Genomic DNA, 16081 nt, shown 5'->3' on the forward strand with positions numbered 1-16081 from the left:
CGCTGATCTGGGTGGCGGTGCTGGTCGGCGGCGCGGTCGGGGCAACCGGCCGGCTCACCGTCAACTGGCTGGTGGAACGCCGGTCGCGCCCCGCGCCGTGGGCGACGTTCGTCGTCAACGTGGTCGGCTCGCTGGTGCTGGGCCTGGTGGCCGGCGCGGGTACCGCCCTGCCGGGCTGGCTCGGCGCGCTGGTCGGCACCGGCTTCTGCGGCGCGTTGACCACCTATTCGACGTTCGGCTACGAGACCGTGCAGTTGCTCCGGGACGGGCCGGCCGGCCACCGCCGGGCGCTGCTGAACGTGCTGGCCACCCTCGCTGCCGGGCTCGCCGCCGCTACCCTCGGCTGGTGGCTCGGCAACCACGGATAGCCAGTCGGATTGCCGGTCGGCCGGGGTGTTTCCGGCTGCCCGGACGCGACTTTCTGCGTGGTCTGCCAAGCGGGGCCGGCCGACGGGGCGTAAACCTGAGTCATGGACGCGACCTATCGGGATCGGGCAGACGCCGGTGCCGTACTCGCCGACCGGCTCGGCTCGGTCGCCGGCGACCCCGACGTCGTCGTCCTCGGCCTGGTCCGGGGCGGCGTACCGGTGGCGGCGGCGGTGGCGCAGCGGCTCGGCGCTCCGCTCGACGTACTCGTGGTCCGGAAGCTGGGGCTGCCGGAGGCACCCGAGGTGGCCTTCGGGGCGGTCGGGCCGGGCGGGCTGCGGGTACTCAACGAGGAGATCGCCGACCGGCTGGACCCGGCGGAGGTGGAGGAGGTCGTCCGGGCCGAGACCGCCGAACTGGAACGGCGCGAACGGCTCTACCGGTCCGGCCGTCCCCCACTGCGGCTGGACGGCCGGACCGCGGTGGTCGTCGACGACGGGCTGGCCACCGGTGCCACCGCGCGGGCCGCCGTCGGTGTCGCCCAGCAGTTGGGTGCCCGACGGGTGGTGCTCGCCGTCCCGGTCGGGGCACCGCAGGCGTACGACCTGCTCAGCCGAGCCGCCGACGAGGTCGTCTGCCCGGAGCGGCCGGCCGACTTCGGCGCCGTCAGCCGGTATTACGACGACTTCCACGAGGTGCCGGATGCGGAAGTGGTGGCCGCGCTGACGGGACCTCGGTGACCCGACCGGGTACCGTCGAGTGATGCAGATGACCTGTCCGAAGTGCCGTGGCGACATGCGGCAGTACGAGCGCAGCGGCGTCACGGTCGACCAGTGCACCGAATGCCGTGGCATCTTCCTGGACCGTGGCGAGTTGGAGAAGCTGTTCGAGGCCGAGGCCAACTGGAGCCAGCAGCAGTCCCAGGCGCCACGCCCCGCGTCGGCGCCGGGCGCCGGATATCCGCCGCCTCCGCCTCCCCCGGCACCGCACCAGCCCGCCTACGGGGGTCCGAGCCACGCGCCGCCACCGCCGCCACCGCCCGGCCACGGCTACCCGCCGGCACCGGCTCCCGCGTACGGGCAGCACGGGCAGCCGCACTACGGCTACCACGGGCACTACCGGCACAAGAAGCGGAAGGGCTTCCTGAACGACTTCTTCGACTGACCGGCCCCGCCGCCAGCGCGGTCCCGGTGCCCTGCTGGGAAGACCGGTGACCGAGTCGGCCGGCGACCGGCGTCGTCGCGGATCCCCGTGCCAGGCAACGTACCTCGCGCGTCCTCGACGGGCGGGCGGAGGAACGTCGCCGGGTGCGGGGATCCGGCATGTGCGGAGGTGAGCGGGGTGGACGGCACGGACGGGTCCGAGGGTGCGGGCAGCGTGGTCGGCCGGGTGGCGGAGCCGTGGCGTGCGCTCGAATCCGCGTACGCCCGGATCACCGCGACCGTCGACGGCCTGGCCGACGCCGACCTGCACCGGCCGACCCGGTGCCGGGGCTGGCTCGTCGTCGACCTGCTGCTGCATCTCGTCCTCGACGCGCAGCGCGCCCTGGTCACGCTCGCCAGCCCGGCGGTCGGGCCGGCGGACGTGAACGCCGTCAGCTACTGGCTCTCCCCGGGCGATCCGGAGGAGGGGCGGCACGCCGCCTGGGTGCGCCGGTCCGCCGCCGCCTTCGACCGGCCGCGCGGGGTGGTCCGGCTCTGGACCGACACCGCACCGGCGGCGGTCCGGGCCGCCGCCGCGACCGACCCGCTCGGGTACGTCAGCACCCAGGGTCACGTGCTGGCGGTACCCGATTTCCTTGCCACCCTGGTCACCGAGGCGGTCGTGCACCACCTCGACCTGGCGGTGGACCTGCCCGGCGCCCCCGAGCCGGAGCGGGACGGCGTCGCCATCGCGGTGGCGACGCTCGACGGGCTGCTCAGCGCCGAGGCGATCTGTCCGGCCGACTGGTCGGACGTCGACTATCTGTTGAAGGGGACCGGGCGGATTCCGCTGACCGCACACGACCGGCAGGTGCTCGGCGAGGCCGCAGGCTGGTTCCCGCTGCTCGGCTGAGCTGTTCCCGCTGGTCAGACGATGGCCCCGGTCAGACGATGGCCCCGATCAGACGATTGCCATGTCCACGAAACGCGACAGGTGGAGTTGCGCGGCCACCGTCACGGTGTCCGTCGGCCCGTTCCGGTGCTTGGCGACGATGAAGTCCGCCTCGCCGGCCCGGGGCGACTCCTTGTCGTAGTAGTCGTCACGGTGCAGAAGAATGACAACGTCGGCATCTTGCTCAATTGATCCTGATTCGCGCAAATCGGACAACTGTGGCCGCTTGTCGGTGCGCTGCTCCGGGCCACGGTTCAGCTGGCTGACCGCGATCACCGGGCACTCGACCTCCTTGGCCAGCAGCTTCAACCCCCGGGACAGCTCCGCGACCTCCTGCTGGCGGCTCTCGGTGCGCTTCGGCGAACTCATCAGCTGGAGGTAGTCGACCACGATCATCTTGAGGTCGTGCCGCTGCTTGAGCCGGCGGGCCTTGGCCCGGATCTCCATCAGGTTCATGTTGGGGGTGTCGTCGACGAAGAGCGGCGCCTCGCTGATCTCGCCCATCCGGCGGGCCAGTTTGGTCCAGTCGTCGTCCGAGAGCTGCCCACTGCGCAGTACGTGCAGCGGCACCCGGGCCTCGGCCGAGAGCAGCCGCATCACGATCTCGACCTTGCTCATTTCCAGCGAGAAGATGGCGCTCGCACAGTTGTGCCGGATCGCGGCGTTCCGGGCGAAGTCCATCGAGGCCGTCGAGTTGTGCGTCGGGATCATCGAGCGGCCGGCCAGGTAGAGGTGGTCGGCGTTGTCCACGGTCACGCAGCGCACCGGCACGCTCGGCACCGGGCGTACCGCGACGATGTGCCTCGCGTCCCGCCTGCGGTCACTCGGGTCCGACCCGCGCGGACCGGTTGCGCCGCGACGGTCGCGGTGCGCCGCGCGCTTGCGGCCGAGTCGGAAGATCTCGTCGGGGGTATCGAAGTCCACGATGTAACCGGTCGACGTCTCCGCGCCGCCACCACTCACCCGCCTGGTCGCGACCGTGCACTGGTAGCCCAGGCTGACCACCAGCTCCCGCACGTCGAGGGCCAGCCGGTGCGATGTCGACGTGTACCGGAGAGCGCCGCTCGGCGTGACCGTGCCGTCGGTGTCCATCAGCCCGGCGAGCAGGGCACGGCGCTGCGCCTCGGACGCCCGCAGGTATGCGCCGGGCAGGTGCCTGTCGAGCGCGCCCAGCACGCCGAGGTCCCCGACGAGATCCCGAGCCGGCAACGGTGACAGCGGCGACCGCGGCGAGCCCGAGAGGACGGTGTGGACATCGTCGGCGCCCGACGGCCGTACCCGGAATCCGTCCCGCTCGACCCCGGCGACGACCTCGTGGTCGACGGCGCCGAAGCGGCCGGCGACGCGGTGACCGGCCCCGATCCAGACCCCGAGCGTGTACGGCGGAACGGCCAGGTCGCGTTCGGGCAGCTCCAGCGGCGCACAGTTCTCGACGGCGTGGTTGGGTCGCCGGTCCCGGTCGGTGGTCCGCAGGGTCGCCCTGATCTGCTCGGTGGTGACGACGTCGACCTGCGGCGTCCCGGCGACGGCGCGGCTGGTCGGAGGCTCGGCGACGGCGAGCAGCCCAGCCATCGACCGGCGGCCGTCGTCGACGCCGACCCGCGACCGCGCCTGCGCCCGCGACCTCGACCGCACCTGCACCTGCGACTGCGACTGCGACTGCACCTGCGACTGCGACTGCGACTGGGCGGAGCTGACCAGGCAATCCGGAATGGTGGTGAACGCCGGCTCGGCGGCTCCCGACGGCTGGCGTCTCGGCTCGCCGGATCGATGGATCTGTCGGAGCGCTCCACCGGCCTGCCTGCGGCCCGTTCCGGTGGTGGTCCGCCACAGGTGCTCGGCATCGGCGACGAGGATCGACCCGTCGGAGAACTCGACCTCGTAACACGGCCGGTCGTGCATGACCTCGAACGCGTGGGTCACCCGGGTCGGTCGACCGTCCGCGCCGAGCAGGCGGTCACCGGCCCGGACCTCGGCCATCGTGGTCCAGCCGTCGGGCGTCGGCAACGGTGTGTCCAGCGCCAGGGCCTTGCCGAGACCGGGTCGGCCGGCCACGATGATCAACTGACCCGGGTGCAGGCCGTTGAGCAGCCGGTCCAGGTCGGTGAAGCCGGTCGGCACCCCGGTCATCACCCCGCCCTGAGCCCCGACCGCCTCGATTTCGTCCAGCGTCGGCTGGAGCATGTCGGCGAGCACGGCGAAGTCCTCGCTGACCCGCTTCTCGGTGACGTCGTAGATCGCCTGCTGGGCCAGGTCCACCACGTCGTCGACGTCCCGGCCGCCGCCGCCGGACGAGCCGTAGCCGAGCTGCACGATCCGGGTGCCCGCCTCGACCAGGCGGCGCAGCACCGCGCGCTCGCCGACGATCCGGGCATAGTAGGAGGCGTTGGCCGCGGTCGGCACGCTCGCGATCAACGTGTGCAGGTAGGGCGCACCGCCGATCCGGGCCAGGTCGCCGGAGTCGGCGAGCGCCGCGGCGACGGTGATCGCGTCGGCCGGCTCACCCCGGCCGTAGAGATCCAGGATCGCGTCGAAGACCGTCGAGTGCACCGGCCGGTAGAAGTCGTTGGTGCGGAGGATCTCGACGACGTCCGCGATCGCGTCCTTGGAGAGCAGCATCCCGCCGAGCACGCACTGCTCGGCCGCGATGTCCTGCGGCGGGGTCTTGTCGAACTGTCCGTCGCGGGCCGGCGGGGCCTCGGTCGACGGTGGGGACGGCGGTCGCGGCTGCGCATGCGGCGGGCGCGACTCCCCACGGATGTCGTCGGCGACCGACACGGGCATCCCCCTCCGCCATACCGGCTGGCCCCTAGCGAACCGCCGACGTACGACATTTCTCGGCTGACCCACGGCTCCGGATCGCCGACGGACCACACTGCCCTGGCCAGCCGGCTCGACCGGGGGATGTCGACACGGATGGCAGGGTCAGGCCGCAACGATACGGACGCAGAGGTCAGCGCCTCAAGCAGGGCGGTGGACGGAGTTCGGGACAACCTGTGGACGGTTCCCGGCGAGGTGTGTGCAGCCCTGTGCACAGACTGTGGATACCGATTGGGGAAGATAGCCTGGAGCACGCCTGACCTGCGCCGACTCGATCCCCACCTTGTGGAGGAAAGAAACTGGTCAAATCCGGGCCACCGGGACGGCGTATCATCGGGCGACGGGAATCTTGCGTACGGCTACTCGCGAACGACCTACCAGACTCCTCGCGATCGACTAACCAGAAAGGTCACGCCTCGGCTGTGGACCATCGGGATCGGGATCGAGGGCGGGGTGAGCTCGCCCGACATGAGTGGCAGGAGAGCGCCGGCCGGGGCGACCCGGCGCCGCCCTGGTCGGATGATCCCTATTCGCGGTCGGACGTCACCTACCGCACTCCGAGCCGACGGCGGGCACGGCACCGGGGCGCACCGGACCCGGTCGACAGCTACACGCCGTCCTGGGCCCGGGAGTCCACCGAGCCACTCCGGTCCACCGCCCCCGGGCCGTACCCCGACCGCACCGACAGCACCGACCGCCCTGCCTGGTCCGCCGACCCTGAGTCGGGCGGGCTCCCGGGAGGCCGGCACCATCGTGCCGACGCGGCGACCGGGCCGGCGACGGAGAGCGGCCGAGCCGGGCGTCGCCGGATCGCCCCGGACGTGACCTGGGACAGCAGCGGCGAATACTGGCGCGGTCCGAGCACCGGAACCGGCGACGACACCGGCGCCGAGCACACCGACGACTCCTGGCGTACTCCGGGTGGCACAGCGGGCGTCGGTTCCGGCGCCGAGCGGAGTGCGGACACCTGGCGCACGCCCGGCGGCACAGCGGGCGTCAGCTCCGGAGCCGAGCGCACCGGTGACACCTGGGGCGCACCGAGCGGCGGGGCCGGCGGTTGGCGGGACGAGGTGGCCGGGCGCGGCAGGAGTGCGGCCACCGGGAGCGGTGCCGGGGCCCCCGACGAGTTCGGAGCCGCCGGCCGGCACGGGAGGCGGCGGACCGGAAGCGGACGGCACTCGGACGAGGTCGACGACTGGGCCGCCGCCGCACCCACCAGCGGATGGGTCGGCGACGCACCCACCAGCGGATGGGCCGCCGCCGCACCCACCAGCGGATGGGCCGCCGCCGCACCCACCAGCGGATGGGCCGCCGCCGCACCCACCAGCGGATGGGTCGGCGACGCACCCACCAGCGGATGGGTCGGCGACGCACCCACCAGCGGATGGGTCGGCGCGGCACCCACCGATGACTGGGCCGGCACGGCACCCACCAGCGGATGGGTCGGCGCGACGCCCACCACCGCCGACGGCGCTGCCGCACCCACCTCGGGCGGCTGGGCTTCCGACGCACCTACCTCGGGCGGCTGGGCTGACGCCGCGCCGACCACCGGTGCCGGCGCCGACAGCGGACCCGGCGACCGTTCCGCGTCTTCCAGGCGGGGCCGGCGGCGCCGGGCCGATCCGGACGACCCGACGGGCGTACCCACCTCGGGCTGGGGTGTCGGAGCCGCCGAGTCGCCGACCGGTGGCAGCGACCGACGGCACCAGTCCGACCCGACCGGTTGGCGGGAACGGGCCGACGAACCCGGTGCCGGCCGGTGGGGCCGAGCCGGCCAACGCGAGGAAGGCACGACGTACGGCTCGGCGCAGCCCGTGCCGGGTCGTCGCCGCCGTGCCGAACCGGCCGGCTGGGATCCCGACGACCCGACCGGTACGGCACCGCCCGGACGGCGCTCGCGGCATCGCGCCGAAGACCCGCCGGAGGTCGCGGAGCCGCTGGACGCCAGCGCCTCGGCCGAGCCGGTCTCGGGTGCCGGACAGTCCAGGTCAGCCGCCCGCTGGACCCGCTCGCCGAACGAGTCCGGTTCCGATGGCGGCCGTCGGTCGCGCGGTGCCGACCCGCTGCCGAAGTCGGCTGGCACCGGTGGCCGGCGCCGGCAATCCGGGCCGGACGCCGAGCCGGTGCGCCGTTCCCGGGACGCCGGACCGGTAGGCCGGACCGGCGGGGACCCCGACGGGCGGGGCGATCAGGGCCGCCGCGCCCGGCATTCCGGTCCGGGCGCGGAGGAGCGGCGCTGGGACGCCAGCAGCCCGGGTTGGCGTACCGATGCGGGGCCGTGGGATCGGCTCACCGACACGGGCATGCTGGATCCGGTCGCCGACTCCGATCCACCGGACCGCTCCGGCTCCGGTCGCCGCCGCGACCGGAGCACCGACACCGGTCAGTTCGACAGGTTCACCGACACCACGGAGTGGCGACGCGGCGAACTCGCCGGGCTGGCTCCGGACGCGCGGAGTGGGCGCGACGACCCGGCCCGGAGCGGGCGCGACGACCCGGCCGAGGGTGGTTTCCGGGATGTGGCGCGGGGCGAGCCGGACAGTGCCGACACCTTCTGGTCCGGCACCCGGCTGGCCGGGGACGATCCGCGCTGGATGGGCATCCCGGACTCGGCTCCGCGGTCACCGGCGATCGCGTACCCGCCACCGGCCCGACCGGTGTCGCCGGCGCGTCGGCCGAGCCAGCCGGTCTCACCGGTCCGCCGGCCGGCCGGTCCGGCGGGTCGCGGTCGCCCGGCTACGGCCGGCTCCGCCCGGGGCGTCGGTGCGGTGGGCACGACGACGACCCGACGCCGTACCCCGGGTGACGGACTGCTCTCCTCGGTGAACAGGACCGGCCGGCCAAGCCCGCTGAGCCGACGACTCGAAGACGATCTGCTCGATTCGCAGCCCGGTGGCTCGTTGCCCGCCGTCCTCTACACCGCTTCCTGGAACGCCGTCGCCGTACTGGCCATCTTCGTCTGGGTACTCACCCTCGACGGCAGTGTGCCGGTGGACTGCGTACCCGGGGCTTCCGGTGCCTGTGAGTCGGAGCGCGGCCAGGCCATCTCCGCGCTGCTGGCCGGGGTGCCCCGGTTCCTCGCCGCGCTGGCCACCGGTCTGGTGGTCGCCGTCCTGATGCGCTGGTTCAACCGCACCTGGCGGGCAGTGACCGTGGGGTTCGCGGCGGCGGTCGTCGGTGGTGGGCTTTCCACCGTCTTCTTCACCGCCCTCAGCGGCCAGCCGGTCAGCTGAGCGCCGGGACCGACCCGCAGCGGAGCCGGACGGGGCACGGAGAGCCGGACGGGTGTGACGGGGAGCCGGTAAAGACGGATCCGGGGTGCCGTCACTCGGACGGCACCCCGGAACACATCGTCGCGTGGACCGGCTACTTGCCCGGTACGACCTTGAGGTCGAACCGTGCGGTGACCTCCGGGTGCAGCTTGACCCGCACCTGGTGGCTACCGATCGACTTGATGGTGCCGGGCAGCTCCAGCCGACGCCGGTCGAGGGACGGCCCACCGGCCGCCTTCACCGCGTCGACCACGTCGCCGGGGGTCACCGAGCCGAAGAGCCGCCCGCCGTTGCCGGCGCGCGCGGTCAGGTTGACCTTGAGGCCCTCCAACTGCGCCTTCACCTCGTTGGCGTGCCCGAGGTCCCGGATCTCCCGGGCCGCGCGGGCCCGCTGGATAACCGTGACCTGCTTCTCCGCGCCCTTGGTCCAGGCGATCGCGAAGCCCTGCGGCAGCAGGTAGTTACGGCCGTAGCCGTCCTTGACCTCCACGATGTCGCCGGGACCGCCGAGGCCCGACACCTCCTGAGTCAGGATGATCTTCATGTCGGCGCCTCCTCTCAGCGGGCCGTGGCCGTGTACGGCAGGAGCGCCATCTCGCGGGCGTTCTTGACCGCACGGGCGATCTGCCGCTGCTGCTGGGAGGTGACCCCGGTCACCCGCCGAGCGCGGATCTTGCCGCGGTCGGAGATGAACTTGCGCAGCAGCGCGGTGTCCTTGTAGTCGATGTAGGTGATCCCGTCCTTGTCGAGCGGGTTCACCTTCTTCTTCGGCTTGCGCAGTGCCGCAGCCTTCGCCATTGCTCTTGCTCCTGGTTTACGATCCCGTGTGCTCGGCACGCGGGTCAGAACGGGGGCTCGTCGTCGAAGTTTCCGCCGCCCGAACCGGACGAGCGCGAGGAGGCCGGAGCCGCCGTGGCCCACGGGTCGTCGAAGTTGCCTCCGCCGCCACCGCCCTGGCCACCGCCGCCGCCACCGCCACCGCCACCGGAGGCGCCGAACCCGCCACCGCCGCCGCCGGAGCGCGACATCTTCTGCACCTTCGCCGTGGCGTACCGCAGCGACGGGCCGATCTCGTCGACCTCCAGCTCGATGACGGTGCGCTTCTCGCCCTCACGGGTCTCGTAGGACCGCTGCCGGAGCCGGCCCGACACGATCACCCGGGCGCCGCGCTGTAGCGACTCGGCGACGTGCTCCGCCGCCTGGCGCCAGACCGTGCACGAGAGGAAGAGCGGCTCGCCGTCCTTCCACTCGTTTGTCGTCCGGTCCATGAACCGGGGCGTCGAGGCGACCCGGAACTTGGCGACCGCGGCGCCGGAGGGGGTGAAACGCAACTCGGGGTCGTCGGTCAGGTTGCCGATGACCGTGATGGTGGTGTCTCCTGCCATGACCATCTCCTCGCGCACTCATCAGTCCCTGCCAGGCTGCCAGAGCAGTACGACAGGTCGGATGAGGCTGATCCGGGCGTGCCGGAAACGCGTCAGCGCGTCTCCGGCCGGATGACCTTGGTGCGCAGCACGGACTCGTTGAGTCGGAGCTGCCGGTCCAGCTCGGCCACCGCCGCAGGCGTCGCCTGCAGGTCGATGACGGCGTAGATCCCCTCGGCCTTCTTGTCGATCTCGAACGCGAGGCGTCGCCGACCCCACACGTCGAGCTTCTCCACCGAGCCACCCGCGGTCCGGATCACGTTGAGGTACGTGTCGAGCGACGGGGCGACGGTGCGCTCCTCGAGGCTTGGATCGAGGATGACCATGATCTCGTAATGACGCAAGACGTGCTCACCTCCTCTGGGCTAGCGGCCACGGTCCTTCCGTGACAGGAGGTCATGCGTCGTTGCCGCGCGCTCTCGGGAGGGATCCCGTCACGCTCACGGGCAACCTGAGCAGGATACCCGGTCCACCGGATCCGGGCGTCGCCAGACCCGGCGTACCGGCGCGAGAACCTCCTCCGGTCGGCGACCGGAGGAGGTTCTTCGACGTAAAGCCGCGGGGCGCATCCCGTCCGCATTCTTTGGGTGGGACCTGGGGAGGAACGACCACACCGATGAGTTGGACGGAAGGCGCCCCGCGGAGCCTATTGTATTGTCATCTTACGCGATAACAGTCGGTGTTGTGCGTTGAGCGAAAAACGCCCCAATTACTCCTGCCGAGACGCTTACCACACCCACGGGTGCCGCCGGCGCCGACGGCACGGTCCGGCAAGCGATCGAACCTGGCCGGACAGCGCGCGGCAGGACGGCGGCACCCCCGCCGGGTCGGTCGGGCGGCGGAGGGTGGCTGCCCGGCGCCGCGTCGCAGCGGCGCCCGGCGCTCCGGGGTCGGCCACATCGGGACCATGCGGCACCCGACCCCACCTCGATCCGCCCGAGGCGACCCGGCGGGGAAAACCCGGACCGGTGTGACCCCGGCCAGTGGCCTGCGAACCGTCGACCGCGACGCGAACCGGCGGCGGTGGCGACCGCGACGAGCGCGTCGACCGCAGCGGTGGCGCGGCGGCGTCGGAGCGACAGGGCCACGTCTTCCCTCTTTCCGGCGTGTTCTGTGGATCGATCCGCCTCCGACCCCGAGGTGAACGAAGCTCACCTGCGCCGGGCGAACGGATCTCACCTGGAGAAACGATCCATCCCCGGGCGGGTGACGCGGACCGCCCCGGGGCCGTACCGCGCCGAGCTGGCGGCCACGGAGGTGCGCCCGTCCCCGCCCGGTCGGCCGGCGCGACGTAGGCTCGCCTTCATGCGTATCGGAGCCCATGTCGACGCGACGGATCCGTTGGACGAGGCGGCCCTGCGGAAGGCGGACGCGGTCCAGTTCTTCCTCGCCGATCCGCAGAAGGACTGGAAGACCCCGCAGCCCAGGCCCGACGCGGAACGACTGCGCGACTCCGAGGTGGACGTCTACATCCACGCGCCGTACGTCATCAACCTCGCCACCACCAACAACCGGATCCGCATCCCCAGCCGGAAGCTGCTGCTCGGGCACGCCACCGCCGCCGCCGCGGTCGGCGCCAAGGGGCTGATCGTGCACGGCGGGCACGTGAACGCGGGCGACGACATCGCCAAGGGCTTCGACAACTGGCGCAAGGCGTTCGCCCAGGCCGCCGAGTCCGGCGGGCACGCCGTACCGGTGCTGATCGAGAACACGGCCGGTGGCGACAACGCCTGCGCCCGCCGGTTCGACAACCTGGCCCGGCTCTGGGACGCGGTCGGCGAGTACGACGTCGGTTTCTGCCTGGACACCTGCCATGCCCACGCGGGCGGCGAGGACCTGCTGGACATCGTCGACCGGGTACTCGCGATCACCGGCCGGATCGACCTGATCCACGCCAACGGCTCCAAGGATGCCTTCGACTCCGGCCGGGACCGCCACGAGAACCTGGACGGCGGCAGCATCGATCCCGAGCTGGTGGTGGCGGTGGTCCGGGCCGCGGGCGCACCCGCCATCGTCGAGACCCCCGGCGGGGTCGAGGGCCAGGCCGCGGACATCGCCTACCTGCGTGACCGCGTGGGCCGGTAGGACGAGGACCCCGATGTCGACGGACCAGTCGAACGCCAACGAGACCACCCGGTCCGGCTCGCCGGCCGGGCCCGCCGCGCCGGACGGGACGATGAGCGGGGCTGCCACCACCGGCCCGGCGGCAGTCGAGCCGGCCGGGCCGGGCAACCACAACGGCGGCCCCGACGCCGCGCAAGCCCCCGGTGCGGGGGAGCGAGCCCCGGACGCCACGCGGACCCCGGACGCCACGCCAGCCCCAGATGCCACGCGAGCTCTGGAAGCCACGCCAGCCCCGGAGGCCACGCGGGTTCCCGACGCGGAGCAGGCCCCGGACGCCGAGCAGGCCCCCGAGGCCGGAAAGCCGGCGGACGACGGCACCGGGGACAGGGCACGGCAGGACGCCGGGAAGCGGGCGGCCGGCGAGGACGCCAAGCCGACCGACGAGACCGCAACGCCTGGCAAGGACGCCGAGACCGGCACGGACGACAGGACCGACGACGGCACCAAGACCGGCCTGGAGGCCAAGACCGGCACGGACGCCGAGAAGGAGAAGAGCGGCGGGCAGGGCGAAAGCGGCAAGGACGCCGGGACGGGCAAGGACACCGCGACGGGCAAGGACGCCGCGACGGGCAAGGACACCGGCGGTGCGGAGCCGGCGAAGCCCACCGACCCGTTCGCCTCGTTCGGGCCCGCTCCCGAGCTGGTACCGGGTCGCCTCGGCCGGATCGGCCGGGCCGTCGGCCGTCGACTCGTACACGAGTGGACGCTGGCCGGGCTCGGTGCGCTGGCGCTGGCGGTGCTGATGACCTGGCCGACGCTGCGCTACCCCCGGCACACCCTGCCGCAGGACTACTGGGATCCGACGCTCCAGGCCTGGCAGGTCGCCTGGTCCGGGCACATCCTGCTGACCAAGCCGGCCCAGCTCTGGCAGAGCAACGCCTTCTTCCCGGAAACCTGGACCTTCGCCTTCTCCGACACCCTTCTCGGGTACGCCCCGGCGGGCATGCTCGGCCAGGGTCCGGAAGCGGCGATCCTGCGTTACAACATCCTCTTCGTACTGGCCCACGCGCTCGCCGCCGTCGGGGCGTACGCACTGGTGCGGCAGCTCGGTGCGGGACGGATCGGTGCGGCAGTGGCCGGGATCGGCTTCGCGTACGCGCCGTGGCTGCTCGGCCAGGCCGGTCACCTGCACGTGATCTCCAACGGCGGTATCCCGCTCGCCCTGGCCATGCTGGCCCGGGGGCACGGCTGGTCGCTGCGGCACGGTTACCGGCCGGAGCGTCGACGATCCGGCTGGGCACTGGCCGGCTGGCTGGTCGCCGCCTGGCAGCTCAGCCTCGGCTTCGGCATCGGGCTCGTCTTCGCGTACGTGCTGGGTCTGATCGCGGTCGTGGTGCTGCTGAGCTGGCTGGTCCGGCGGATCCTGCGCCGGCCCCGCCAACCGGTCGGGTTCCGGCTGCTGCTGGCGGACTTCTGGGGCGGCGCCGCCTTCGCCGCCACCGGTGCCCTGCTGGCGATCCCATATTTCAAGGTCGCCGAACTGCACCCCTATGCCCGGCGGACCGCCGAGGAGGTGCACAACTACTCGCCGCCGCCGGGTGGCTTCCTGACCGCCCCGCCGGAGTCGCTGATCTGGGGCGACCTGCACGAGCCGGTCCGGGCCGGGTTGCCCGGACTGCCGGAGACGACCCTGCTGCCCGGGTACGTCCTGCTCGCGCTCGCCGTCGCCGGCCTCTTCTTCTCGATCTGGACGGTACGTCAGCGTCTGCTGCTGCTGGCGGCCGTACTCGTCGCCGGGGTGCTGGCGTCGGGCACCCGGTTCTTCGGCGGCACCTGGACCTATCTTCCGCTCTTCGAGCACCTGCCCGGCTGGGACGGCCTGCGTACGCCCGGCCGGCTGATGATCTGGGTCACCCTGCTGCTCGCCGTACTCGCCGCCGGCTCGGTCGGTGCCTTCGCGCGGCGGGCCCGGGAGATCTCGGCCGTCGAACGGGTGCCGCCCCGGCCCGGCCCGTTCCTCCGGCTGGTCACCCTGCTGCCGATCGTGCTGGTGCTGGTCGAGGGGCTGAACGCGACGCCGCATCCGGTGGTGCCGGTGCAGCCGCAGTCGATGCGGGTCGCCACCGGCCCGCTCCTGGTGCTTCCGTCGGACCAGAAGACCGACCAGCACGTGATGCTCTGGTCGACGAGCCGTTTCCAGGACGTCGTCAACGGCGGCAGTGGGTTCACCCCGAGCCGGCTCGCCGAGGTGCGCCAGGCGACGGCGAACTTCCCGGACCAGGCGAGCATCGACTACCTGCGGAACATGGGCGTGCGTACCGTGATCGTGCTCCGGGAGCGGGTGGCCGGCACGCCGTTGCAGGCCACCGTCGACCTGCCGGTGGACAGCCTGGGGATCAGCCGCGAGGACGTCGGGGAGACGGTCGTCTACCGGCTCTGATCCGGCCGGCGGGCGGCTGCCCCGGCGCCGGGTCCCGCTGTCGAGGGCAGGTCGTGCCGGCCCGCCCGGGGCGCCCGCAACCGCCCCGGTCAGGTCGTGGCGGGTGCCGGTTCGGCGGGTGCAGGTCGACCGCGCAGCCGGTCGAGCCAGGATGCGTCCGGCGCGCCGTCGTAGACGCCGCCGTCCGGGTCGTCGAGGTAGGTGCTCCGGACCGGGTCGTCCTCCGGCCGCAGGATGTCCCGGACGACGAGTACGCAGAGCACCACGACGGTGGTCAGCCGCAGCGTCGCGGCGAGCACGAACACCCCCTCGGGGAAGACCTGCTTGCCACCGGCGCCGAGCAGCTCGCCGTAGAAGGCGAGGAAGTAGCCGACCTCCGCGAGCTGCCAGGCGAGGAAGGCACCCCAGCGCGGCCGGGCCAGCACCAGCAGCGGCAGCAGCCAGAGGTTGAACTGCTGGGACCAGACCTTGCTGAAGATCAGGAACGCCGCGACCATCAGGAAGACCAGCGCGGCCAGCCGGGGGCGGCGCTTGGCGAAGAGCGCCAGCGCGCCGATGGCCAGGAAGGCGAGGGTGATCAGAGCGTACGAGAGGGTGTTCAGGGTGGGGATGTTGTTGCTGAGCCACTGGAACGGCCCCTGGTCGCCGGGACTGCCGCTGTTCCACTTGCTGTCCAGGTAGCGGCCGACATACCACAGGGTGCCCCAGTCGACCGCCCGCTCGCTGTTCAGGTCGAAGAAGCGCCGCCAGTTGTCGGGATAGAGGATCGCTATCGGCAGGTTGACCGCCACGATGGTGGCGACTGCCGTCCCGATCGTCACCAGCATCTCCTTGACCCGGGCGGTACGCAGCCCGAGCAGGAAGAGTGGCCAGAGCAGGAAGAGCGGCCAGAGTTTCGCCGAGGTGGCCAGTCCGAGCAGGATGCCGGCGGCCAGTGGTTGTCGTTTCGCCCAGGCGTACATGCCGATCGCGGCGAGTCCGATGGCCAGCAGGTCCCAGTTGACGGTGGCGGTGACCAGCAGCGCGGGGGAGAGGGCGAAGAGTGCCGCGTCCCACGGCCGGCGGCGGCGCAGGGCCAGGATCATCGCCACGGTGGCCACCGCGAGCGCGCCCAGGACCAGGGCGTTGAGGTTGTAGAACCACTGCGCCTGGTTGATGTCGGGCCGGTCCACCCCGATGTTGTGCACCGGCAGGCCGAGCGCGCCCATGAAGTAGCCGGTGACCACCGGGTACTCCACCGGGTGGTCCCGGTAGGGCACCTTGCCCTCGTTGAGCCCCTCCGCGTAGTAGAGGGCGAGCACGTCGGTGTAGCAGAACCGGGTGTACTGGACGTTGTTCTGCCAGGCGCCGTCCTGGCAGGGGGACTTCTGCACCCAGTGCAGGGCCAGGGTCAGGCAGGTCAGCGCGAGCACGATCCGGGCGGCCGTCCAGAACCGGCCACTGGTCTGGGTGCCCCGACGCTCGACGCCGCTGGCGTGGCTGCCCATCGGGCCACCGATCACCTCGGAGAGCCCTCGGACGAAACCGTCCGACCGGGACGGGTGGTCAGTCTGCTCAGGTCCGTCGATGCCTGCCGGCGACTGCGCGCTCATGAACAGGCA

The 16081-nt window shown here is 72.5% G+C and carries 13 protein-coding genes; 7 read left to right on the plus strand and 6 right to left on the minus strand.

All coding sequences use genetic code 11. The features are described 5' to 3' along the window. Positions 1 to 11 precede the first annotated feature (11 nt). From crcB to O7626_RS34130, 4 genes are all read left to right on the plus strand, one after another. Positions 12 to 368 (plus strand): fluoride efflux transporter CrcB, encoded by a 357-nt coding sequence (crcB, locus tag O7626_RS34115; RefSeq protein WP_347404825.1) that lies wholly within the window; start codon positions 12 to 14, stop codon positions 366 to 368. 102 nt (positions 369 to 470) lie between these two features. After that, positions 471 to 1106 (plus strand): phosphoribosyltransferase family protein, encoded by a 636-nt coding sequence (locus O7626_RS34120; protein WP_278065102.1) that lies wholly within the window; start codon positions 471 to 473, stop codon positions 1104 to 1106. A 19-nt stretch (positions 1107 to 1125) separates the two neighbouring features. Then, positions 1126 to 1530, plus strand: a complete 405-nt coding sequence (locus tag O7626_RS34125; RefSeq protein WP_278065103.1) for a zf-TFIIB domain-containing protein — start codon at positions 1126 to 1128, stop codon at positions 1528 to 1530. Positions 1531 to 1707: 177 nt separating this feature from the next. Next, on the plus strand, positions 1708 to 2421 hold the full coding sequence (locus tag O7626_RS34130) for a maleylpyruvate isomerase N-terminal domain-containing protein (protein WP_278065104.1): 714 nt from the start codon (positions 1708 to 1710) through the stop codon (positions 2419 to 2421). A gap of 48 nt (positions 2422 to 2469) precedes the next feature. Here O7626_RS34130 and dnaB read toward each other — a convergent pair whose 3' ends face one another. Beyond that, entirely contained in the window at positions 2470 to 5244 is a 2775-nt protein-coding gene (dnaB, locus tag O7626_RS34135; protein ID WP_278065105.1) for a replicative DNA helicase, read from the minus strand. Between the two features lie 857 nt (positions 5245 to 6101). Between dnaB and O7626_RS34140 the strand changes: the two genes are divergently transcribed. Further along, entirely contained in the window at positions 6102 to 8513 is a 2412-nt protein-coding gene (locus tag O7626_RS34140) for a hypothetical protein (protein ID WP_278065106.1), read from the plus strand. A gap of 133 nt (positions 8514 to 8646) precedes the next feature. Here O7626_RS34140 and rplI read toward each other — a convergent pair whose 3' ends face one another. The 4 genes from rplI to rpsF form a co-directional block, all read right to left on the minus strand. After that, positions 8647 to 9096 (minus strand): 50S ribosomal protein L9, encoded by a 450-nt coding sequence (gene rplI / locus O7626_RS34145; RefSeq protein WP_278065107.1) that lies wholly within the window; start codon positions 9094 to 9096, stop codon positions 8647 to 8649. Positions 9097 to 9110: 14 nt separating this feature from the next. Continuing rightward, the gene (rpsR, locus tag O7626_RS34150) at positions 9111 to 9350 is read right to left on the minus strand and encodes a 30S ribosomal protein S18 (protein WP_007073789.1); all 240 of its coding nucleotides are present in this window, start codon (positions 9348 to 9350) and stop codon (positions 9111 to 9113) included. A gap of 44 nt (positions 9351 to 9394) precedes the next feature. After that, complete coding sequence (locus O7626_RS34155; RefSeq protein ID WP_278065108.1) at positions 9395 to 9955, minus strand: single-stranded DNA-binding protein; 561 nt, start codon at positions 9953 to 9955, stop codon at positions 9395 to 9397. Positions 9956 to 10029: 74 nt separating this feature from the next. Continuing rightward, entirely contained in the window at positions 10030 to 10320 is a 291-nt protein-coding gene (rpsF, locus tag O7626_RS34160; protein WP_101368798.1) for a 30S ribosomal protein S6, read from the minus strand. A 961-nt stretch (positions 10321 to 11281) separates the two neighbouring features. Between rpsF and O7626_RS34165 the strand changes: the two genes are divergently transcribed. Both O7626_RS34165 and O7626_RS34170 read left to right on the plus strand, forming a co-directional pair. Beyond that, positions 11282 to 12061: a deoxyribonuclease IV gene (locus O7626_RS34165; protein ID WP_278065109.1), complete on the plus strand. Its 780-nt coding sequence runs from the start codon at positions 11282 to 11284 to the stop codon at positions 12059 to 12061. A gap of 13 nt (positions 12062 to 12074) precedes the next feature. After that, positions 12075 to 14480 carry a hypothetical protein gene (locus tag O7626_RS34170; protein ID WP_278065110.1) on the plus strand — a complete coding sequence of 802 codons (2406 nt, stop codon included), beginning with the start codon at positions 12075 to 12077 and terminating at the stop codon, positions 14478 to 14480. 89 nt (positions 14481 to 14569) lie between these two features. On the opposite strand, the gene O7626_RS34175 is transcribed toward O7626_RS34170, so the two are convergent. Further along, positions 14570 to 16072: a glycosyltransferase 87 family protein gene (locus O7626_RS34175; protein WP_278065111.1), complete on the minus strand. Its 1503-nt coding sequence runs from the start codon at positions 16070 to 16072 to the stop codon at positions 14570 to 14572. Positions 16073 to 16081: the final 9 nt, after the last annotated feature.

This window comes from Micromonospora sp. WMMD1102 (assembly GCF_029626265.1).
In the GTDB taxonomy this organism is placed as follows: Bacteria; Actinomycetota; Actinomycetes; order Mycobacteriales; family Micromonosporaceae; genus Plantactinospora.

Bases quoted from the DNA above. Each gene is read 5' to 3' on its own strand.
- O7626_RS34175 (WP_278065111.1), bottom strand. From the start codon at position 16,072: ATGAGCGCGCAGTCGCCGGCAGGCATCGACGGACCTGAGCAGACTGAC.
- dnaB (WP_278065105.1), bottom strand. From the start codon at position 5,244: ATGCCCGTGTCGGTCGCCGACGACATCCGTGGGGAGTCGCGCCCGCCG.
- O7626_RS34165 (WP_278065109.1), top strand. From the start codon at position 11,282: ATGCGTATCGGAGCCCATGTCGACGCGACGGATCCGTTGGACGAGGCG.
- rplI (WP_278065107.1), bottom strand. From the start codon at position 9,096: ATGAAGATCATCCTGACTCAGGAGGTGTCGGGCCTCGGCGGTCCCGGC.
- rpsR (WP_007073789.1), bottom strand. From the start codon at position 9,350: ATGGCGAAGGCTGCGGCACTGCGCAAGCCGAAGAAGAAGGTGAACCCG.
- O7626_RS34170 (WP_278065110.1), top strand. From the start codon at position 12,075: ATGTCGACGGACCAGTCGAACGCCAACGAGACCACCCGGTCCGGCTCG.
- O7626_RS34120 (WP_278065102.1), top strand. From the start codon at position 471: ATGGACGCGACCTATCGGGATCGGGCAGACGCCGGTGCCGTACTCGCC.